Origin of the sequence: Youngimonas ophiurae (nom. illeg.), from assembly GCF_049803795.1 — a bacterium.
In the GTDB taxonomy this organism is placed as follows: Bacteria; Pseudomonadota; Alphaproteobacteria; order Rhodobacterales; family Rhodobacteraceae; genus Thalassobius.
Map to the genome: position 1 here is coordinate 45,922 of NZ_JBNAGJ010000002.1, position 20,639 is coordinate 66,560.

The window sequence follows — 20,639 nt, forward strand, 5'->3', positions numbered from 1 at the left end:
ATTCGATTTATTGTAGTGTTTTTTTCTCAGCTTCTTGCCACAATTCCGAGAAAATGCCTTTCAGCCGTGCGCCGCCTTCTGAATCGCCAAATGCACCAATTGCCTGTGACGTGCCTTTGTCTTTCTCGAATCTGTAGCTGTCACTATCCGCCACTATAAAGTGAAAAGGCAAGTTTTCTATCTGATCGGGCTGCAAAGTCCGCACTTCCAGATCCGAGCTGGATTTGAATTTCTGAACGAATGGATGATCTTCCCAATCCACGTCATCAGAGCGTTCGATCAAAATCTGCACCGAACAGCCCGCTTTTCCCAAAAACTCGGCGGCGCGATCCAGAACGCGCCGATTGCCGAAAACACGGGGGTTTAGACTGCCAGACAGAACGCATACTTCCTTCTCCGAGAACTTAAACAGGTTCTCAGCCAGAATGGCCGCATGTTCCAGCGAACCGTTATAAACGGGGTCTCCGCGACGCTCTTTTGCGGCTTTTAACACCAGCGCTCTGTATTTTTCCAATTGCGCACCAAATTCATCAAACATTGCGTCCTCATAGCAGCCCTTGGCTAAGCCCGTCAATTCTACCCATACGAAAGCAGAAGCCCAGACACTCTCCGTATTGTCGTCAACATCCCGTTAATGCCCCGTCATATCCGACCGGATTCGTACAATAACTGCTGCGCTCGCCGATTGAAAAACCGCGCGGGCTGAGGCATATTTCATACCAGAGCAGACAAACCGGCCGCGACAGAGGGGCAAACCCCCGGCGCATCGGAGCAAGAGGCAAGACATGAAACGTATGATGACCGCCGCGATTCTTGTGGCATTCATGGCCCCCATGGGCGCGCAGGTGGCACTGGCCGGGCCGATTGAACGGGCGTGCATGTCCTCGCCGCGCAAGGCCGCCGGGTGGCAGCTGTGCGGGTGCATTCAGCGAGTAGCGGACCAGACCCTGACCCGCTCGGATCAGCGGATGGCGGCCAAATTCTTCTCGGATCCGCATCACGCGCAGGAAATCCGCCAGTCGGACAATTCCCGGCACGAGGCCTTCTGGCTGCGCTACAAAGACTTCGGCGCGAACGCTGCGGCCTCCTGTAACTGATCCTCTGGAATCTCAGACGATGTTGCCTCGGCGGCGGGCTTAGGCCATGATCCGGAACGAGGAGTGACGCCATGCGCAAATTTCTGGTGATCTTGGACGACAGCCGCGAATGCCTGAACGCGATGCGGTTCGCTGCAATGCGCGCGGCCCATACCGGGGGCGGGGTGCAGATTCTGTCGATCGTTCCGCCCGAAGAATTTAACCACTGGATCGGCGTTTCGGACATCATGCGCGAAGAAGCCCGCGAACGGATCACCGTGCATTACGAAGTCTTCGCCAAATGGATGCGCGACCGCCAGAATGTGGATCCCGAACTGGTGATCCGCGAAGGCGAGGCCGTGACGGAAATCCTGGCGCAGATCAAAGCCGACCCCGAAATCGGCGTGCTGGTTCTGGGCGCCGGAATGGACCGCAAGGGGCCTGGCCCGCTGGTCACACAGATGACCCGCAGCGCTGGCACTCTGCCTATTCCAATCACCATCGTTCCGGGCGATCTGTCCAAGGAACGCCTGGAGGCCATCACCTGACCTCAGACCGGCTCTGCGCCGGACAGCCCGAAGGGAGACCCCATATGCTTACACCGCTGCGCCTGTTCCTTCTGCCTTTTCTGGCGGTCACGGTCTTGATGCTGGGCTGGTCCAACGCCAAAGCGCAGAACAGCAACGATGTGTTCAAACCTGACTGGCTGTCCCCCAGCGACGCGCGGTTTCTTCAGACCGGGCTGGCGCTTGAGGGGCTGTATGTGGGGCTGATCGACGGCGATTTCGGCACCGGCAGCCTGCGGGCGCTGGATCGGTTCATGGCGGGGCGCTACGCGGGCGGGCAACTGAAATACCAAGACCTGAAACCCCTGGTACAGCGGACGATGAAGGCCATTCAGGTGGATTTCTGGCAAGGCGTGAATGACTTCCCCAACAAGGCCACCTTTCTGGCGCCCATGGCGATCATGGAGCAGGATCGCGACTCTGATCTGTTCACCCTGCAAACCGCCGATGGCAGCCTGAAAATCCGCATGATCGAGAATGACAAAGACAAAACGATCGAAATGCACGAATGGCTGCTGGACAATCACAAAGGCACCAAACAAGAGCTGTATCAAAGCTACACCGAGAAGCACCTGATCACCTCGGGGCGGCTGAAAAGCGGGAAAACCGTTTATCTGCGCTCGCAATATGCGCGGGTCGGGGCGATCATCACCGTGCTGGTCCAATACGAGCCCTGGCAGAAGGCGCGCGGCGCGCTGATCTCGGCCTCGATTTCCTATGATGGCCCCACCAGCCTGTCGCTGGATCGCCACAGCCCGCTGGGCGCTTTGCTGCAACAGGAATCGCGCCCGGCCAGGCCTGCGCAGCCGGTCACCGGCGGGATTTCGCGGCCCGCGCCGGGCACGGGCACCCAGCCCGGAAATGGCAGCGCGGGCGGCATCGCCCGTCCGGCCCCCGGCACCGGATCGCAGCCCCCGCAATCTGGCGGCTCGGGCGGCATCTCGCGCCCCTCGGTGCCTGTTGCCGCGAACAGTTTCGTCCTGCCGGACCTGCCCCCCGCAGACTAGAGCTCAAATTTAGAACGATTCCAAACCTTGACTTCACCGCCCCTTGGGCGCATATCCAAGGCAAGCCATACAAGGTAATTCCCGATGTTCATCCAAACCGAATCCACTCCGAATCCCGCAACGCTGAAATTCCTGCCCGGTCAGGCCGTGCTTGAGGCCGGCACCGCAGATTTTCCCTCGGCTGAAGCGGCGGAAAAATCGCCCCTGGCGCAGCGTGTTTTCGCGGTCGAAGGGGTCTCGGGCGTGTTTTTCGGCACAGATTTCGTGACCGTCACCAAATCCGAAACCGTGGAATGGGATCACATCAAACCCGCCATTCTGGGCGCCATCATGGAGCATTTCCAATCCGGTCAGCCGGTGATGGCTGGCGATAGCGCGGCAGCGGGCGGCCATGCCGAACACACGGGCGAAGACGGTGAAATCGTCGGTCAGATCAAAGAGCTGCTGGACACCCGCGTGCGTCCGGCCGTCGCGCAGGATGGGGGCGACATCACCTTTCACGGGTTTGAACGCGGCGTCGTGTATCTGCATATGCAGGGCGCTTGCGCGGGCTGCCCGTCCTCCACACTGACCCTGAAAATGGGGATCGAGAACCTGCTGCGCCACTACATTCCCGAAGTGACCGAGGTTCGCCCGGTCAATGTCTGACCCGCTGATTTTGGCATTCGACACATCGGCCGCGCATTGCGCGGCCGCTTTGCTGTGCGGTGACCGCGTTGTGACTGCCTGCGCCGAGGAAATGAAGCGCGGGCAGGCCGAGCGCCTGATGCCCCTGCTTCAAGAGACACTGACACAGGCCGGCCACCGCTGGACCGATCTAAGCGCCATTGGCGTCGGCGTAGGCCCCGGCAATTTCACCGGTATCCGGATCAGCGTATCTGCCGCGCGCGGGCTGGCCCTGGGGCTGGATGTGCCCGCCATCGGCGTGTCCAGTTTCGAAGCGATCGCCCTGTCGTCGTCAGATCTGCCTGCGGTTCCCGGCCCGCGCGGGCAGATGTATGTGCTGCGCGGCGCCCCCCAGCTGCTGCCCCCTGAGGCCCTGACCGCAGCCGTTGCTCTGCCCCCTGCGCCGGCGGATCTGGCCGTCGCGATTGCCCGCTGTGCGGCCGCTCGACTGGCCTTGGGAACACAGGTTCCAGCGCCTGCGCCGCTCTATGTGAAACCTGCTGATGCGGCCCCGTCCAAGGATGCGCCGCCGGTGATTCTGGATGACACCTGACGCGCTGGCCACCCTTCACCGGCACGCCTTTACAGCGCAGCGCCCCTGGTCCGCGCAGGAATTCGCCGCACTTTTGGACTCGCCCCATGTGTTTCTGATTGCCACCGAAAACGGGTTTGCCCTGGGCCGTGTGATCGTGGACGAGGCCGAGCTGCTGACCCTGGCCACCGCCCCCACGCATCAACGGCAGGGGCTGGGCCGCAAGATGCTGGCGGCCTTTGAAACGGGCGCACAGGCGCGCGGTGCCACCCGCGCCTTTCTGGAGGTCGCGGCAGATAATACCCCTGCAATTGGCCTGTACACGTCGGCGCATTACCAACGGGATGGCCTGCGCCCCGGCTATTATCAGACCCGCGATGGGCGATCCGTGGACGCCGTGCTGATGTCCCGCGCATTGACCCAAGGTTAAGAGCCCTGCACCGCCCAAGCACCCTGATCGGGCTCAGTTTCCTGTTGACGCTGTAGCGCTGCTGCGGCCTAAATTCCTCAGGACCAGACATGATCTGCTCAAGATGCGGAAAGGACGGGCGCACCGTCCCCGCCAACACTGTGGGAGAGTATTGATGACCCTGATGACCAAATTTCTGGGTGCCGCTGCTGCCGTGGCGCTAAGCGCGGGGGCCGCAATGGCCGAACCTGCACTGGTTTTTGACCTGGGTGGCAAATTCGACAAATCGTTCAACGAAGCCGCCTTTAATGGCGCAACCCGCTGGGCCGAGGAAACCGGAGGCACCTTCCGCGAGATCGAAATGCAATCCGAAGCGCAGCGCGAACAGGCCCTGCGCCGCTTTGCCGAGGCCGGCGCGAATCCGATCATCACCATGGGGTTCGGCATGGCCGATCCGCTCAGCAATGTTGCCCCGGATTATCCGGACACCAAGTTCGTCGTGGTGGATGTGACCTGGATCGCGGGCGATAACATCCGCCAGATCGGGTTTGCCGAACATGAGGGCTCGTATCTGGTGGGGATGCTGGCCGCGATGGCCTCGAAATCGGGCACCGTGGGCTTTGTCGGCGGGATGGACGTGCCGCTGATCCGCCACTTTGGCTGCGGCTATGCGCAGGGCGCGATGGCCGTGAACCCGGACGTCAAAATCGTTGCCAATATGACCGGCACCACCCCTGCCGCCTGGAATGACCCGGTGAAAGGCTCCGAGCTGACCAAGGCGCAGATCAGCCAGGGGGCGGATGTTGTCTATGCCGCGGCTGGCGGCACCGGCGTGGGCGTTCTGCAAACCGCCGCGGACGAGGGCATCCTGTCCATCGGCGTGGACAGCAACCAGAACCACCTGCACCCCGGCAAGGTTCTGACCTCGATGCTGAAACGCGTGGATGTCGCCGTCTATGAGGCAATGAAAGCGGGCGAAGCGGTTGAGACCGGCGTCTTCAACATGGGCCTGGCCGAAGATGGCGTGGGCTATGCGCTGGACGAAAACAACGCCGCGCTGATCACCGACGAAATGAAGGCCGCCGTTGACACCGCGCGGCAACAGATCATCGACGGCAGCCTGAACGTCGTCAGCTATTACGAAAACGACAGCTGCCCGGTGCTCAAGTTCTGATCGCCGGCCAACTGGCTATGAAAACGGGCCGTGCTGGGAAATCGGCACGGCCTTTTTGCCGAAAACGGGGGGCACATGACAGACGCAGCACCAGCGATCGAGCTGAAGGGCATCTCGAAGGCATTCGGGCCGGTTCAGGCCAACAAGGACATCTCGATCCGGGTGATGCCGGGCACGATTCACGGCATCATCGGTGAAAATGGCGCGGGCAAATCCACGCTGATGTCGATCCTCTATGGTTTCTACAAGGCCGATAAGGGCGAGGTGTTCATCCACGGCCAAAAAACCACGATCCCCGATAGCCAGGCCGCGATTGCGGCGGGCATCGGCATGGTGTTCCAGCATTTCAAACTGGTCGAGAACTTCTCGGTTCTGGAAAACGTGATCCTGGGGGCCGAAGATGGCGGGCTGCTGCGCCCCTCGCTTTCCAAGGCCCGTAAAAGCCTGAAAAATCTGGAAAAGGAATACGGGCTAGAGGTGAACCCCGACGCCATCATTGAGGACATCGGCGTCGGGATGCAGCAGCGGGTGGAGATTTTGAAAGCGCTCTACCGGCAGGCGGACATCCTGATCCTGGACGAGCCCACAGGCGTTCTGACCCCGGCCGAGGCCGACCAGCTGTTCCGCATTCTGGACAGGCTGCGCGCCGAAGGCAAAACCATCATCCTGATCACGCATAAACTGCGTGAGATCATGGAAATCACCGACACCGTCAGTGTCATGCGGCGCGGGGAAATGACCGCCACGGTCAAGACTTCGGAGACGAACCCCGAAGAGCTGGCCGAGCTGATGGTGGGCCGCAAGGTCTTGTTGCGGGTCGATAAGGCGCCTGCGCAACCGGGGGGCACCGTGCTGGAGGTGCAAAACCTGAATGTCACGGATGAGGCGGGCGTGCAGCGCCTGAAAAACGTGTCCCTGAACATCCGCGCGGGCGAGATCCTGGGCATCGCCGGGGTGGCTGGCAACGGCCAGTCCGAGCTGCTGGCCGTGCTGGGCGGCATGATGCCCGCCACCGGCAAAATCACGCTGAACGGGGACGAGATTGACCTGACCGGGCGGTATTCCGACGGGCAATCGCGCCGCGCACGCGGCATCGCTCATGTTCCCGAAGACCGCCAGCGCGAAGGCCTGATCATGGACTTCTTCGCCTGGGAAAACGTCGCTTTTGGCTATCACCGCGATCCGGCTTATCAGCAGGGGCTGCTGATGAATAACGCCGCCCTGCGGGACGATACCGTCGCCAAAATGCAGAAATTCGACGTCCGCCCGCCCGATCCCTGGCTGGCCGCGAAAAACTTCAGCGGGGGCAATCAGCAAAAAATCGTCGTCGCGCGCGAGATCGAACAAAACCCCGGATTGTTGCTGGTCGGGCAGCCCACGCGCGGCGTGGACATCGGCGCGATTGAATTCATTCACAACCAGATCGTCGCGCTGCGCGATCAGGGGGCCGCGATCCTGTTGGTCTCGGTCGAGCTGGAGGAGATCCTCAGCCTCTCAGATCGGATCGCGGTGATGTTTGACGGCCAAATCATGGGCGAACGCCTGCCCGATCAAACCGACGCGGGCGAGCTGGGCCTCTTGATGGCGGGCATGAACGGAAGGGCCGCATAATGGAGAAGATGCCAAAATGGGCCGATGTGATCCTGATTCCGCTGATCAGCCTGCTGATCGCGGCGGTGCTGTCTGCGCTGGTGATCCTCGCCATCGGAGAAGACCCCTGGGCGGCGGTGAAACTGATGGTTCAGGGCGCGTTGGGATCCACCTATGGCTGGGGCTACACGCTGTATTACGCCACGAATTTCATCTTTACCGGGCTGGCGGTGGCCGTGGCGTTCCACGCGCGGATGTTCAATATCGGAGGCGAGGGCCAGGCCATGCTGGGCGGGCTGGGGGTGGCGATTGTGTGCCTCTATATGCCCTGGCCGCATTGGACGGTGGCGGTGATCGCTGCCTCGGTCAGCGGGGCGGTATTTGGCGCGGCCTGGGCCGCGATCCCGGCCTATTTACAGGCCAAACGCGGCAGCCATATCGTGATCACCACGATCATGTTCAATTTCATCGCCGCCGCCGTGCTAAACTATATGCTGGTCAACGTGATGCGTCCGCCGCGCGCGATGGATCCGGCCTCGGCCAAATTCCCCGAGCCCACGCACCTGCCCACCCTGCATGAATTGCTGGCCCCCATCGGGATCAATTTCTCCAAGGCCGCACCGGCGAATGTCAGCCTGCTGATTGCGCTGGCGGCCTGTGTCTTTGTCTGGCTGCTGATCTGGCGGACACGGCTGGGCTATGAACTCCGCGCCTTCGGCCATTCGGAATCGGCGGCGAAATATGCCGGGATCAGCCCGGTGAAAATCACCATCGTGGCCATGCTGATTTCCGGCGCGCTGGCCGGGCTGATGTCGGTCAACACCACCATGGGCGAGGCCGAGCGCCTGGTCATGAACGCCACCGAGGGCGCGGGGTTCATCGGGATCGCGGTGGCGCTGATGGGGCGCTCGCATCCGGTAGGCGTGCTGCTGGCGGCAATTCTTTTCGGGTTTCTTTATCAGGGCGGTGCCGAGCTGGCGCTCTGGACCAGTATCCCGCGCGAGATGATCGTGGTGATCCAGGCGCTGGTGATCCTGTTCACCGGCGCACTGGACAATATGGTGCGGATGCCGCTGGAACGTCTGTTCCTAACCTTGCGCAAACGAGAGGGCTAAGATCATGGATTATTTGACCCTTTTGCAAATTCTGGACTCTACCGTCCGGTTGGCGACGCCGCTTTTGCTGGCCTGTCTGGCCGGGCTTTATTCCGAACGCGCCGGCATTTTCGACATCGGGCTAGAGGGCAAAATGCTGGTCGCGGCCTTCCTGTCCGGCGCCGTCGCCTATGAAACCGGCAATGTCTGGCTGGGCCTTCTGGCCGCGATCGCAGGCTCTTTGCTGCTGTCGGCACTGCACGGGCTGGCCTCGATCACGTTCCGGGGCAATCAGCTGATTTCCGGCGTGGCGATCAACTTTCTGGCGGCGGGGATGACCGTTGTGGTGGCGCAGGCGTGGTTTGCCAAGGGCGGGCGCACGCCGTCCTTGCCCAATGAGGCCCGATTCGAGCCGATCCCCCTGCCCGGTGCTCAGGCTCTGGCCGATGTTCCGCTGATCGGCCCGCTTTATGCCGAGCTGATCTCGGGGCATTCGTTTCTGGTGTACCTGGCCTTTGCCTGCGTGCCGCTGACCTGGTGGATTCTGTATCGGACGCGTTTCGGCCTGCGGCTGCGGGCGGTGGGGGAAAACCCCGCAGCCGTGGATACGGCGGGCGTTTCGGTGGTTGGGCTGCGCTATGCGGCGGTGGCGATCTGCGGGCTGCTGTGCGGGATTGCCGGGGCCTATCTGGCGACGGCCTTGCAGGCGGGTTTCGTGAAGGACATGACCGCCGGGCGGGGCTATATCGCCCTGGCTGCCCTGATCTTTGCCAAGTGGCGCCCCTGGTACGCGCTGTCCGCGACCTTGCTGTTTGGGCTGCTGCAAGCGGTGGCGCTGCGCTATCAGAATATCGACCTGGGGGCCTTTACCATTCCGGTGCAGGCGATGGACGCGCTGCCCTATATCCTGACCGTTGTGATTCTGGCAGGCTTTGTCGGCAAGGCCATTCCCCCGCGCGCGGGCGGCGAACCCTATGTGAAAGAGCGTTAACCTCAGCCAAACCGGAAAAAGACCTCTCTTCACAAGCCCCGCCGCTTGCCAAGCGTCAATCCGCCGCGCTAGGTAAGTTCATGCAAATCTACCTGCCCATTGCAGAAATCTCGGTAAATGCCTTCCTGTTGTTGGGACTGGGGGGGATTGTCGGGGTTCTATCCGGCATTTTCGGCGTCGGAGGCGGGTTTCTGATCACCCCCCTGCTGTTTTTCGTCGGCATCCCCCCCGCCGTGGCCGTGGCGACCTCGGCCAATCAGATTGTGGCTTCGTCCTTCTCTGGGCTGTTGGCGCATCTGAAACGTAAAAATGTCGATCTGAAAATGGGATGGGTGCTGCTGGGCGGGGGGCTTGTCGGCTCGGCCTTTGGCGTCATGCTCTTTAACTATTTGAAATCATTGGGGCAAGTCGATCTTCTGGTGCGGCTCTGTTATGTTCTGTTCCTGGGCGTCATCGGCAGCCTGATGCTGATCGAAAGCCTGCGCGCAATGCGCCGGGCGCGGATGGCGGGGGGGCCGGTGATCAAGCGGCGCAATCGCAATTGGGTGCATACCGCGCCGCTGAAAATGCGGTTTCGAACTTCGGGGCTGTATATTTCGGCGATCCCGCCGGTTCTGGTGGGATTCTGCGTGGGGATGCTGGCCGCCGTGATGGGCGTGGGCGGAGGTTTTATCATGGTGCCCGCGATGATCTATATTCTGGGAATGCCGACAAAGGTTGTGGTTGGGACATCGCTGTTTCAGATCATTTTCGTTGCCGCCTTTACCACCATGCTGCACGCGATCACGAACCATACGGTGGATCTGCCGCTGGCGTTGTTCCTGCTGGTCGGCGGCGTCATCGGCGCGCAGATCGGCACGCGGATCGGCGTGAAGCTCAAGGCCGAGCAACTGCGCGTGCTACTGGCCCTGCTGGTCATCGCGGTCTGTGCCAAGATCGCACTGGAGCTGCTGATCGAACCGTCCGAGCTGTTCTCGATCGCGTCGAGGGCGGGCGCATGATCCGGGTTCTGGCCGCGCTTTTCCTGCTTCTTCCCCTTGCCGCCACAGCAGCCGAAGAGGTCGTTCTGGGCCTCAGCCAGGATAAGGTGGCGATCACCGCGCGGTTCGACGGTTCGGAAATTCTGGTGTTCGGCGCGGTCAAACGCGAGACCCCCATCCCGGACGCGCCCCTGGACGTGATCATCGCCATCGCCGGGCCCTCCGGTCCGGCCACGCTGCGCCGCAAGGATCGCAAATTCGGGATCTGGGTGAATGCGGCCTCGGTGCAGATTGCCTCGGCGCCCTCGTTTTATGCCGTCGCCACCACGCGCCCCTTTGAGCAGGTGCTGCACCCGTTCGAAGACCTGCGCTACGGGGTTTCGCTTGAACGGCACATTCGCGCTGTCATCACGCCGGGGATGAAGGAAAACGCCCATGACTTCACCGAGGCCCTGCTGCGAATTCGGCGGGCTGAGGGCGTCTATCAGATGCAGGAAGGCGCGGTGACGATTGACCAGCAGACGCTGTTTCGCACCTCGATTGCCCTGCCCTCGAACCTGACCGAGGGCGCCTATCGCACCCGTATCTACCTGACCCGCAAAGGCCAGGTCGTTTCCAGTTTCGAGACGGAAATCGACGTGCGCAAAGTGGGGCTGGAGCGGTTCCTGTTCAATCTGGCCCAGGAACAGGCCGCCCTATATGGGCTGCTGTCACTGGCGCTGGCGGTGTTTGCCGGCTGGCTGGCCTCGGCGATTTTCAGGCTTATCCGCCTGAGTTAACCCCGCCCGATATAAGGCATTTTCGTCGCCATCAGGGTCATGAACTGCACGTTTGCCTCGGGGCCTAGATTGGCCATCTGCACCACCGCCGCGGCCACATCCCCCACATCCATCGAGGGCGGAGGATTGTCCGGGTTTTGCGCGATGATACCCTCCAGCAGATCGGTGCGGGCGTTGCCGATGTCGATCTGGCCGCACGCAATATCAAAGGCCCGCCCATCCAGGCTGAGCGTTTTGGTCAGCCCGGTGATGGCGTGTTTCGTTGTGGTGTAGGTGACCGATCCTTCGCGCGGGCTGTGCGCGCTGATCGAGCCATTGTTGATAATCCGCCCGCCCATCGGCACCTGCCGCCGCATCCGTCCGAACGCCGCGCGCGCGCACAGGAACATCCCGTCCAGATTGACCTCGCGCACCTGCCGCCATTCCTGAACCGAAAGCTGGTCAATCGGCACGGCGCGGCCGAACATGCCGGCGTTGTTAAACAGCACATCCAGCCGCCCGGCCTGATCCATGAAACGGTCAAACCCTGCCTCCACCTGCGCCGGATCCGTCACATCGCAGGGCAGGATAACCGCATTCGGGTGCCCCTGGGCCACGGTTTCCAACGCCTCGGCGCGGCGGGCCAGCAGCCCCACGCGCCAGCCTTCGTTCAGGAACCTGCGGGCACAGGCCGCGCCAATCCCGGCGCTGGCGCCGGTGATGATGATGGATTTCACTGGGGCTCCTCCGATTGCAGGGTCAGCGGAGCGACGGGCGCGGCGCGCAGATCCTCTACCGAAAGCGGCCCCGCCGGTTTCGACAGCCGGTTACGCACCACCCAGAACAGCCGCTTTTCAGCGCGCGTGATCGCAACATAGGCCAGGCGTTTCCACAAGGGCTGTCCGGCCTCGCTGCGGCCCATCCGGGCGGCGGCATACAGATCGGGCGCAAAGACCTGTACGTTTTCCCATTGGCTGCCCTGCGCCTTGTGGATGGTGACGGCCGCCCCATGCAAAAACGCGGCGCCCATGCGGGCGGCAAAGGGGATAAAGGGCTCTTCCTCGTCAGGTTTTTCGATTTTGATGATCGAGGCAACATTCACCTGCGGATCCTCGGCGCCCATCACGTGCATTCGGGAAAACCCCGGCTTGCGCCCCGGCCCCAGATACACGACCTGTGCGCCCTTGATCAGGCCCCGCGCCTCTAGGTCCACGCGTTTTTTGCGGTGTTTCAGGGGCAGTTCGATCCCGTCGCAGATCAGAGGCTCGCCCTCCAGCAGCGCATCCTCGGGCGCGCCGTAGACCGAGCGGAAGGCGTTGATCAGCCGTATCCGCGTGGCGTTACGCCAGACCAGAACAGGGCTGCGCGCCATCAAATCCACCTCGACCCGCTGCGCCCAGACGACCCGTTCGTCACGGCGGGCGACGTCCTCGATCATGCGTTCGAATTCTTCGAATCCCAGGGCCGGGTCGGCCAGCGCATGGGCCAGATCCAGGATCGGATTGTCCGCATCCTGACGGTGCACCCGGTGCAATTCCAGCTTGGCCACCGCGGGCATCGTGTCAAACACCATCTGCCCCGATTGGCCCACAGGGGCCAGCTGCGCGGGGTCTCCGAACAGGGTCAGACTGGGAAAAATCTCTTTTAGATCATCGAATTGACGCTCATCCAGCATCGAGGCTTCGTCAATGAATCCAATATCCAGCGGATCATCGCGCCGCTTCCATCCGGTGATGAAATCACTGCCCCGCAGGCCAGCGGCGGCCAGCGCGCCGGGGATGGATTTGTTCTGCTGATAGAAGGCAAAGGCGCGGTCCAGCGCCTCGTCTGTCAGGCCCTCGATCTCGGGGCGTTCTTCATTGCCGGCCAGCCATTCGGCGATCTTTTCGTATTCGGGATCGTAGACCGGGGTATAGAGAATCCGGTGAATCGTCGTGGCTGGCACACCGCGATTGCGCAACACGCTGGCGGCCTTGTTCGTGGGGGCCAGAATCGCCAGGGTCCGCCGCTCTTTGCGGCGTTTGCCTTCGTAATCGCCCGAGACAATATCCACGCCCGCGTTTTCCAGTGCTTTGGTCAGCTCGGACAGCAGCAAGGTCTTGCCCGACCCGGCCTTGCCCAGCACGGCCATGACGCGGGTTTTACCCTCGGCCGGAGGGGTCAGCAGCCCCTGGTCCAGATCCACGCCAAAGCCCTTCAGGGCCTCGGAAATCATATCGTAGGCTTCGGCCTGATCTTCGGAGAATGTCAACGCGGGCACAGTCATGCGCGCGACCCTACAGCCCATCCCGTCTGGGGGCCAGCACCCAAATTTCGCCCTGCCCCACAAAAGAAAACCGCCAGGGCTGGCCCCGGCGGTTTCGTCATTTCAATCCGGCGGCAGCGCTTAGGCTTTGCCGGCTTCCAGCACGTCCTCGACGGTGCGCAGGCCGGTTTTCGGCGCCTGAACCAGCACGGCCATGTTGCCCGGCTTGTGCTCGTTCCGCATCATCTTCATGTGCGCGGCGGGGATTTCATCCCAGGTGAACACTTCGGACATGCACGGATCCAGACGGCGCTCGATCATCAGACGGTTGGCCGAGGCAGCCTGCTTCAGGTTCGCAAAGTGCGAGCCTTGCAGACGCTTCTGATGCATCCACATGTAGCGCACGTCAAAGGTGGTGTTGAAGCCCGAGGTACCGGCACAGATCACCACGATACCGCCCTTTTTCACGATCAGGGTGGACACGGGGAAGGTGGCCTCGCCGGGGTGTTCGAACACCATGTCGACGTTCACACCTTTGCCGGTGATGTCCCAGATGGCCTTGCCGAATTTGCGGGCCTCTTTCAGCCACGCGTTATATTCGGGGCTGTTCACCGTGGGCAGCTGGCCCCAGCAGTCAAAGTCCTTACGGTTGATGACGCCCTTGGCACCCTGATCCAGCACGAACTGGCGCTTGCTCTCGTCCGAGATCACGCCGATCGCGTTGGCACCGGCGGTGTTCGCCAGTTGGATCGCATAAGAGCCCAGACCGCCCGACGCGCCCCAGACCAGGACGTTCTGGCCCGGCTTCAGCTCGTGCGGGTGGTGGCCGAACAGCATCCGGTAAGCGGTGGCCAGGGTCAGCGTGTAGCAGGCGGCCTCTTCCCAGGTCAGGTGCTTGGGACGCGGCATCAGCTGCTGCGCCTGCACGCGGGTGAACTGAGCGAACGAACCGTCGCCGGTCTCGTAGCCCCAGATCCGCTGGGTGGGGCTGAACATCGGATCGCCACCGTTACATTCTTCGTCGTCGCCGTCGTCCTGGTTACAGTGGATCACGACTTCGTCGCCCACTTTCCAGTTCTTGACCTTATCCCCAACGGCCCAGACGATGCCCGAGGCATCCGAACCCGCAATGTGATAATCCTGTCCGTGCACATCGAAGGGCGAAATCGGCACGCCTTTGCCCGCCCAGACGCCGTTGTAGTTCACGCCTGCGGCCATCACCAGAACCAGCACTTCGTGGCTGTCGATCTGCCAGGTGTCTACGACCTCTGTCTGGAACGAGGTGTCCGGGTCGCCGTGACGTTCGCGGCGGATTGCCCACGCGTACATCTTTTTGGGGACATACCCCAGGGGCGGCATTTCGCCGATTTCATACAGGTCTTTTTCGGGCGCGTCATAGGGTGCAATGCCCGTTTCGGTGTCCAGAGCCATCTGAGCCTCCATCTAGCGTCTCTTGCCGCAATGCAGAATCGCGACGTCATGAAGTTGAGATAAATGTGGCTGCGCAACAATGCAATCTCAATTAGGAGCTTTTTGTAATTTTATGACCTCGCAACCGCAGAATGAACCAGGGGATTCTTGCTGCAAGTGCGAAAAAGATGTTTGATAGAAGCAGCATAAAAGGCCAGCAGCGTCTCTGGGCCGGGGGGTGCGCGTCTCTGACCGTGTTCTTCCTGCATCAGTCCGCGCAGACGCAAAACATGCAAACCTACTTCTAATGTATAGCCCCGAATCTGACCCGCCAGAGAAAGCAGCGTCCCCTCGGGCTCTGGGATGAGTCGTTTCGCGGTCATCTTCGGCCGGCCCTGCGCCCAAGCAACAGCAACGACCAAAGAGGCATTTCCACAGCGATATTCAGGCGGGCATCCTGCCTCTGTTTCGCGCTTACGGAAATCGTCAGTGTCACAGTCTGAAAATGCCGCAACGCGGCGAATTGACAGGGGCATAAAATTCCAAGTATCAACACGCGAACGCAAGATTATTGCCAAACCTGATTCACGAGGCCGCCATGACCGAGATCCAGAAAGACCGCCCCTGGCTGTTCCGCACCTATGCGGGCCATTCGACTGCCAAAGCCTCGAACGCGCTGTACCGGACCAACCTGTCCAAGGGGCAGACCGGCCTGTCCGTCGCCTTCGATCTGCCCACGCAAACCGGCTATGACAGCGATCACGTCCTGGCCCGCGGCGAGGTCGGCAAAGTGGGCGTGCCCGTCTGCCACCTGGGCGACATGCGCGCGCTGTTCGATCAGATCCCGCTGGAGCAGATGAACACCTCGATGACGATCAACGCGACCGCGCCCTGGCTGCTGTCGCTGTACATCGCCGTGGCCGAGGAACAGGGCGCCGACGTTTCCAAACTGCAAGGCACCGTGCAGAACGACCTGATCAAGGAATACCTGTCGCGCGGCACCTATATCTGCCCGCCCAAACCCTCGTTGAAGATGATCGCGGACGTGGCCGAGTATTGCTACGAAAACGTGCCCAAATGGAACCCGATGAACGTGTGTTCCTATCACCTGCAAGAGGCCGGCGCGACGCCCGAGCAGGAACTGGCCTTCGCCCTGGCCACCGGCATCGCTGTTCTGGACGCTCTGAAACCGCGCGTTCCGGCCGAGGACTTCCCCGCCCTGTGCGGCCGGATTTCCTTCTTTGTGAACGCGGGCATCCGCTTTGTCACCGAGATGTGCAAAATGCGCGCCTTCGTGGATCTGTGGGACGAAATCCTTGAGACGCGTTATGGTGTGGAAAACCCCAAATATCGCCGGTTCCGTTACGGCGTGCAGGTGAACTCGCTGGGTCTGACCGAGCAGCAGCCGGAAAACAACGTCTACCGGATTTTGATTGAAATGCTGGCCGTGACCCTGTCGAAAAAAGCCCGTGCCCGCGCCGTGCAGCTGCCCGCCTGGAACGAGGCCCTGGGCCTGCCGCGCCCGTGGGATCAGCAGTGGTCGCTGCGGATGCAGCAGATCATGGCCTATGAAACCGACCTGCTGGAATACGAAGACCTGTTCGACGGCAACCCCGCCGTGGACCGCAAGGTCGAGGCGCTGAAGGAAGGCGCGCGTCACGAACTGGCCAATCTGGATTCGATGGGCGGCGCTGTTGCCTCGATCGAATATATGAAATCGCGCCTGGTGGAATCGAACGCCGATCGTCTGAACCGCATCGAAAAGAACGAGACCATCGTCGTTGGCGTCAACAAATGGACCGAAGCCGAGGCATCGCCGCTGACCGCTGGGGACGGTGGCATCATGGTCGTCGATCCCGCGGTCGAGGCCGAGCAGATTGACCGTCTGAACGAATGGCGCGCGGGCCGGGATCAGGCCGCCGTGGACACCGCGCTGGCTGCGCTGCGCGAAGCCTCGAAAAACGGTGAGAATGTCATGCCTGCCTCGATCGCCTGCGCCAAGGCGGGGGTCACCACGGGCGAATGGGCCGCACAGATGCGCGTTGTCCACGGGGAATATCGCGGCCCGACCGGCGTGTCGAAATCCGTGTCCAACAAGACCGAAGGGCTGGATGACATCCGCAACGCCGTTGACGCGGTTTCCGATCGTCTGGGCCGCCGCATGAAGTTCCTGGTGGGCAAACCGGGTCTGGACGGGCACTCGAACGGGGCCGAGCAGATCGCCTTCCGCGCCCGCGATTGCGGTATGGACATCACCTATGACGGTATCCGCCTGACCCCCGAGGAGTTGGTGAAAACCGCCCGCGAACAGGACGCGCATGTCGTCGGCTTGTCGATTCTTTCCGGCAGCCACATCCCGCTGGTCGAAGACATGATGGTGCAAATGCGCGAGGCCGGGCTGGGCCACATCCCCGTGATTGTGGGCGGCATTATCCCCGACGATGATGCGCAGCGCCTGCTGGGCATGGGGGTGGCAAAGGTCTATACCCCCAAGGATTTCGAGCTGAACACGATCATGATGGACATTGTGACCTTGGTGGACCCACAGAAAGCTGCCGCCGAGTAATCCCGAAATTATCCTGTTTCAATGCCGCCCGAGGTTGCCATGCCTTGGGCGGTTTTGCATTCTGCACGCAACAACACAGGATTGATGACATGGCCCTTGGAATTCGCCCTTTACAAGCCTCTGACCGTGCCGAATGGCGCCGCCTGTGGACTGCGTATCTGGAATTCTACGAAAGCTCGGTCAGCGAAGACGTGTACGAGGCCACCTTCGCGCGTCAAATCTCAGCAGAGCACCCCAATCAGGGGGCTTTTCTGGCTATTTTGGATGGGCGGGCCGTGGGCCTGGTACATTACATTCTTCATCGCCATAACTGGCGGATTGAAGACGTGGTGTACTTGCAGGATCTTTATGCCGATCCAGACGTACGAGGCCAGGGGATTGGGCGCGCTCTGATCCAGGAAGTCTATGATTTTGCGGATAAAAACGGCACACCATCCGTGTACTGGATGACCCAGGAATTCAACACAACTGCGCGCCAGCTGTATGATCGCATTGCCCATGTCACCCCTTTCATCAAATATCAGCGTTGATGCAGGCTACGCCCTGCGTGATTGAAGAACGGTTAAGAAAGTCCCTGAAATGACGATTCACATTGGTGCCACCCCCAGAGAAATTGCCGAAACCGTCTTGCTGCCGGGCGATCCGTATCGTGCGAAATGGGCGGCGATGACCTTTCTGGACGATCCAAAATTAGTCAATGAAGTCAGGGGGATGCTGGGATACACCGGCACCTGGCGCGGCAACAGGGTTACCATCCACGGATCCGGAATGGGGATGCCGTCCCTGTCGATCTACGCGAACGAGCTGATCCGCGATTATGGTGCCAAGACGCTGATCCGTATCGGTTCGTGCGGCGGAATGCAGAAATCGGTGGACCTGCGCGATGTGATCCTGGCGATGACGGCCTCGTCGGTCTCAACCCCGTCCATCGGGATCTTCAAAGAGCTGAATTTTGCCCCCTGTGCCGATTACGGCCTGTTGCGCGCCGCGGCGGATGCGGCGGCTGCGAAGGGCACGCCGACACATGTGGGCGGGATCTATTCGGCGGACGTGTTCTATGACGAACGCCCCGATCTGAACGAACAGATGACGCGCCACGGCATTCTGGGCGTCGAAATGGAAGCTGCCGAACTGTACAATCTGGCTGCCCGCTACGGGGTGCGGGCGCTGGCTGTTCTGACGGTCTCGGATCATCTGCTGACGGGCGCGGCCCTGCCCAGCGAGGACCGCGAAAGCTCGTTCGGCGATATGGTGGAAATCGCGCTGGAGGCCGCCTTCGCCTAGCCCCCGTGCCGACGGTCATAGCCATTGGGCGGGGGGCTTTGCCAGCCGTCCAGAGCCCCCTCTGCGGGGGCGAACACCTCGATCAGCAGCGGATGGCAGGCGGCAAGATCCGAGCTGTGCTGGGACGCGCAATCCCCCCCCGGACAGGCCGACAAAGCCCCCAGAAGATTGATTTCAGAGAAGAATTCCAGATAATCACCGGGGCGTACGGGGCTGGCTTTCATGAAATACTGGCCGCTGTCGCGGGTGAAACCCGTGCACATGAACACGTTCAGCACATCATGCACATGGGGCTCGGCCTGTGCCAGCGTCATCCCCGTGGCATCGGCCAAGGCGCGCGTCAAATTCGAATGGCAGCAATGGTGATACTGCCCCCCCGCCAGCAGATTATGCGTGTACGGATCGCAGCGCGTCCCGATCACATCATGGACCGAGCCTCCGAATGCGTCGATCCCGTACCAGCCCAGCGTGTCCTCGGTGATCGTTGCCATCGGGCGCAAGCTGGGAAAGCTGGACCACATCCGCATCCCCGTGGTCAGATGCGTGCCATGCAGCGCGCGGCTTTTGCCTGAGTAGAAACGCTCGGACAGGTCATCGGCATTCCATAGGTTCAGATCGCCCACCTGCGGGCCTTCGATGCTGGAAATCCGGAAAAAATGCCCCGCCGGAACACGGAAATGGGCTGCATCACGCGGGGGCGCGATCACTTCGTCCACTTTCTGCGCCCCGGCCCGCGCCGCGCGGTACAGATCCAGCGGCGGCTTGGGCAGGGTCTCGTTCGGGTAGCAGATAACCGGGGGCACGGCCCGGCGGGCGGCAGCATCAGGGGGCGTCGTCATAAAAACCTCAGAGCGATGGCGGAGGCGTCTCCGCGTGGCATTGACGCGGCGGATGCCCATCGGCGGTAAAAGCGTGGGCGCCGCAGGTGACACAGGTATAAGCAGCCTGCCCCGGCTGATCCGCGCGCCGGTTGGCCCGCCATCGGCAATGCCGGGTGGCCCGGTTGGAAAACACCATCACCAGAATAAAGACGATAATCAGGCCCAGCAGAAACGGCATGTGCAAGTTGTGATGAGAATGCGCAGGCTTGTCAAATGGCCGCCCTGCGCAAAAGAAAAGCCGCCCCAAGAGCGGCTATTCTACACCGGCCAGCGCGAGATCAGGCCGCGGCGGCGTATTCGTAATACTCGACCGGCTCGGATTTCTGAGCGGCGACATAGGGGGCGGGGGTATAATAGGCATAAGCCTGATTCAGGGCGTCCAATGCGGCCTGAGCGGATGCGATTTGTCCGGCCTGAGCGGATGCGGTTTGGTTCTGGGACATCAGAGTGCCTTTCAGCTGTGTAACGTCCTCCCGTGCTCGTCAATCTATGCAAAATTTCGGCGCTGACATCCCCCAATGCAGAAATGCTGCTATGCAGCATTTGCAGGTTTTCGCAACGTAAACAGCAAAAAGGGCCCGCCACAGGCGAGCCCCTTTGATGATTTCCACCTCAGATCAAACGGTGCGGTTGATCATCATGCGCTTGATTTCCGCGATTGCCTTGGCCGGGTTCAGGCCTTTGGGGCAGGTCTTGGCGCAGTTCATGATGGTGTGGCACCGATACAGTTTGAACGGATCCTCAAGGTTGTTCAGACGCTCACCCGTGGCTTCATCGCGGCTGTCGATGATCCAGCGGTAGGCGTGCAGCAGCGCGGCTGGGCCCAGATACCGATCACCATTCCACCAGTAGCTGGGGCACGAGGTCGAGCACGAGGCGCACATCACACATTCATACAGACCGTCCAGTTTCTTGCGATCCTCAATCGACTGTTTCCACTCTTTCGCGGGGCGGTTCGTCTTGGTTTCCAGCCAGGGCATGATGCTGGCGTGCTGGGCGTAGAAATGGGTCAGATCCGGGATCAGATCCTTGACCACCGGCATGTGGGGCAGCGGGTAGATTTTCACGTCGCCCTTGATTTCATCCATGCCGTAAATACAGGCCAGGGTGTTGATCCCGTCGATGTTCATCGCGCAGGATCCGCAGATGCCTTCGCGGCAGGACCGGCGGAAAGTCAGGGTGGGGTCGATCTCGTTCTTGATCTTGATCAGCGCGTCCAGAACCATCGGGCCGCATTTGTCCATGTCTACGAAATAGGTATCTACACGAGGGTTTTCGTTTTCGTCCGGGCTCCAGCGATAGATCTGGAACTTGCGCAGGTTGGTCGCGCCCTCGGGCTTTGGCCAGGTCTTGCCGGTTTTGATCTTCGAGTTCTTAGGAAGCGTGAATTGAGCCATTGTCCTGTCTCCT

Annotated in this window: 23 protein-coding genes; 15 read left to right on the plus strand and 8 right to left on the minus strand. The window is 61.2% G+C overall.

Annotated elements, in window-relative coordinates:
- Positions 1–7: 7 nt before the first annotated feature.
- Entirely contained in the window at positions 8–538 is a 531-nt protein-coding gene (locus ACP15O_RS04640; RefSeq protein WP_425094874.1) for a DUF7931 domain-containing protein, read from the minus strand.
- Positions 539–785: 247 nt separating this feature from the next.
- Between ACP15O_RS04640 and ACP15O_RS04645 the strand changes: the two genes are divergently transcribed.
- From ACP15O_RS04645 to ACP15O_RS04700, 12 genes are all read left to right on the plus strand, one after another.
- Positions 786–1,097: a hypothetical protein gene (locus ACP15O_RS04645; RefSeq protein WP_425094875.1), complete on the plus strand. Its 312-nt coding sequence runs from the start codon at positions 786–788 to the stop codon at positions 1,095–1,097.
- A 71-nt stretch (positions 1,098–1,168) separates the two neighbouring features.
- A complete protein-coding gene (locus tag ACP15O_RS04650; protein ID WP_425094876.1) occupies positions 1,169–1,624 on the plus strand; it encodes a universal stress protein in 456 nt (151 codons plus the stop codon).
- A 44-nt stretch (positions 1,625–1,668) separates the two neighbouring features.
- Entirely contained in the window at positions 1,669–2,649 is a 981-nt protein-coding gene (locus ACP15O_RS04655) for a hypothetical protein (RefSeq protein WP_425094877.1), read from the plus strand.
- A gap of 84 nt (positions 2,650–2,733) precedes the next feature.
- The gene (locus ACP15O_RS04660) at positions 2,734–3,297 is read left to right on the plus strand and encodes a NifU family protein (protein ID WP_425094878.1); all 564 of its coding nucleotides are present in this window, start codon (positions 2,734–2,736) and stop codon (positions 3,295–3,297) included.
- A complete protein-coding gene (gene tsaB / locus ACP15O_RS04665) occupies positions 3,290–3,868 on the plus strand; it encodes a tRNA (adenosine(37)-N6)-threonylcarbamoyltransferase complex dimerization subunit type 1 TsaB (RefSeq protein ID WP_425094879.1) in 579 nt (192 codons plus the stop codon). Before ACP15O_RS04660 ends, tsaB begins: the two co-directional genes overlap by 8 nt.
- Positions 3,858–4,277, plus strand: a complete 420-nt coding sequence (locus ACP15O_RS04670) for a GNAT family N-acetyltransferase (protein WP_425094880.1) — start codon at positions 3,858–3,860, stop codon at positions 4,275–4,277. Before tsaB ends, ACP15O_RS04670 begins: the two co-directional genes overlap by 11 nt.
- Positions 4,278–4,431: 154 nt before the next feature.
- Positions 4,432–5,430, plus strand: a complete 999-nt coding sequence (locus ACP15O_RS04675) for a BMP family lipoprotein (RefSeq protein ID WP_425094881.1) — start codon at positions 4,432–4,434, stop codon at positions 5,428–5,430.
- A gap of 75 nt (positions 5,431–5,505) precedes the next feature.
- Positions 5,506–7,041: an ABC transporter ATP-binding protein gene (locus tag ACP15O_RS04680; protein WP_425094882.1), complete on the plus strand. Its 1,536-nt coding sequence runs from the start codon at positions 5,506–5,508 to the stop codon at positions 7,039–7,041.
- Positions 7,041–8,135 carry an ABC transporter permease gene (locus ACP15O_RS04685; RefSeq protein WP_425094883.1) on the plus strand — a complete coding sequence of 365 codons (1,095 nt, stop codon included), beginning with the start codon at positions 7,041–7,043 and terminating at the stop codon, positions 8,133–8,135. Before ACP15O_RS04680 ends, ACP15O_RS04685 begins: the two co-directional genes overlap by 1 nt.
- A 4-nt stretch (positions 8,136–8,139) precedes the next feature.
- Positions 8,140–9,105 (plus strand): ABC transporter permease, encoded by a 966-nt coding sequence (locus ACP15O_RS04690; RefSeq protein ID WP_425094884.1) that lies wholly within the window; start codon positions 8,140–8,142, stop codon positions 9,103–9,105.
- An 80-nt stretch (positions 9,106–9,185) separates the two neighbouring features.
- Positions 9,186–10,106 carry a sulfite exporter TauE/SafE family protein gene (locus tag ACP15O_RS04695; RefSeq protein ID WP_425094885.1) on the plus strand — a complete coding sequence of 307 codons (921 nt, stop codon included), beginning with the start codon at positions 9,186–9,188 and terminating at the stop codon, positions 10,104–10,106.
- The gene (locus ACP15O_RS04700; RefSeq protein ID WP_425094886.1) at positions 10,103–10,864 is read left to right on the plus strand and encodes a TIGR02186 family protein; all 762 of its coding nucleotides are present in this window, start codon (positions 10,103–10,105) and stop codon (positions 10,862–10,864) included. The genes ACP15O_RS04695 and ACP15O_RS04700 overlap by 4 nt, the downstream gene beginning before the upstream one ends.
- Here the strand turns inward: ACP15O_RS04700 and ACP15O_RS04705 are convergent.
- From ACP15O_RS04705 to ccrA, 3 genes are all read right to left on the minus strand, one after another.
- Entirely contained in the window at positions 10,861–11,580 is a 720-nt protein-coding gene (locus tag ACP15O_RS04705) for an SDR family oxidoreductase (protein WP_425094887.1), read from the minus strand. The two genes, ACP15O_RS04700 and ACP15O_RS04705, sit on opposite strands and share 4 nt — an antisense overlap.
- Positions 11,577–13,109: an ATP-dependent DNA helicase gene (locus ACP15O_RS04710; RefSeq protein ID WP_425094888.1), complete on the minus strand. Its 1,533-nt coding sequence runs from the start codon at positions 13,107–13,109 to the stop codon at positions 11,577–11,579. Before ACP15O_RS04710 ends, ACP15O_RS04705 begins: the two co-directional genes overlap by 4 nt.
- Positions 13,110–13,229: 120 nt before the next feature.
- Positions 13,230–14,519, minus strand: a complete 1,290-nt coding sequence (gene ccrA, locus ACP15O_RS04715; protein ID WP_425094889.1) for a crotonyl-CoA carboxylase/reductase — start codon at positions 14,517–14,519, stop codon at positions 13,230–13,232.
- Positions 14,520–15,096: 577 nt separating this feature from the next.
- Here ccrA and ACP15O_RS04720 point away from each other — a divergent pair.
- From ACP15O_RS04720 to deoD, 3 genes are all read left to right on the plus strand, one after another.
- Positions 15,097–17,064 (plus strand): methylmalonyl-CoA mutase family protein, encoded by a 1,968-nt coding sequence (locus ACP15O_RS04720; protein ID WP_425094890.1) that lies wholly within the window; start codon positions 15,097–15,099, stop codon positions 17,062–17,064.
- An 89-nt stretch (positions 17,065–17,153) separates the two neighbouring features.
- Complete coding sequence (locus ACP15O_RS04725) at positions 17,154–17,594, plus strand: GNAT family N-acetyltransferase (RefSeq protein WP_425095473.1); 441 nt, start codon at positions 17,154–17,156, stop codon at positions 17,592–17,594.
- Between the two features lie 49 nt (positions 17,595–17,643).
- Complete coding sequence (deoD, locus tag ACP15O_RS04730; RefSeq protein WP_425094891.1) at positions 17,644–18,348, plus strand: purine-nucleoside phosphorylase; 705 nt, start codon at positions 17,644–17,646, stop codon at positions 18,346–18,348.
- On the opposite strand, the gene ACP15O_RS04735 is transcribed toward deoD, so the two are convergent.
- From ACP15O_RS04735 to ACP15O_RS04750, 4 genes are all read right to left on the minus strand, one after another.
- Positions 18,345–19,187, minus strand: coding sequence for an urea carboxylase-associated family protein (locus tag ACP15O_RS04735; protein ID WP_425094892.1), 843 nt, complete (start codon positions 19,185–19,187; stop codon positions 18,345–18,347). The two genes, deoD and ACP15O_RS04735, sit on opposite strands and share 4 nt — an antisense overlap.
- A gap of 7 nt (positions 19,188–19,194) precedes the next feature.
- Complete coding sequence (locus tag ACP15O_RS04740) at positions 19,195–19,407, minus strand: hypothetical protein (protein ID WP_425094893.1); 213 nt, start codon at positions 19,405–19,407, stop codon at positions 19,195–19,197.
- Positions 19,408–19,507: 100 nt separating this feature from the next.
- On the minus strand, positions 19,508–19,672 hold the full coding sequence (locus tag ACP15O_RS04745; protein WP_425094894.1) for a hypothetical protein: 165 nt from the start codon (positions 19,670–19,672) through the stop codon (positions 19,508–19,510).
- Positions 19,673–19,846: 174 nt separating this feature from the next.
- A complete protein-coding gene (locus tag ACP15O_RS04750; RefSeq protein WP_425094895.1) occupies positions 19,847–20,626 on the minus strand; it encodes a succinate dehydrogenase iron-sulfur subunit in 780 nt (259 codons plus the stop codon).
- Between the last annotated feature and the right edge of the window lie 13 nt (positions 20,627–20,639).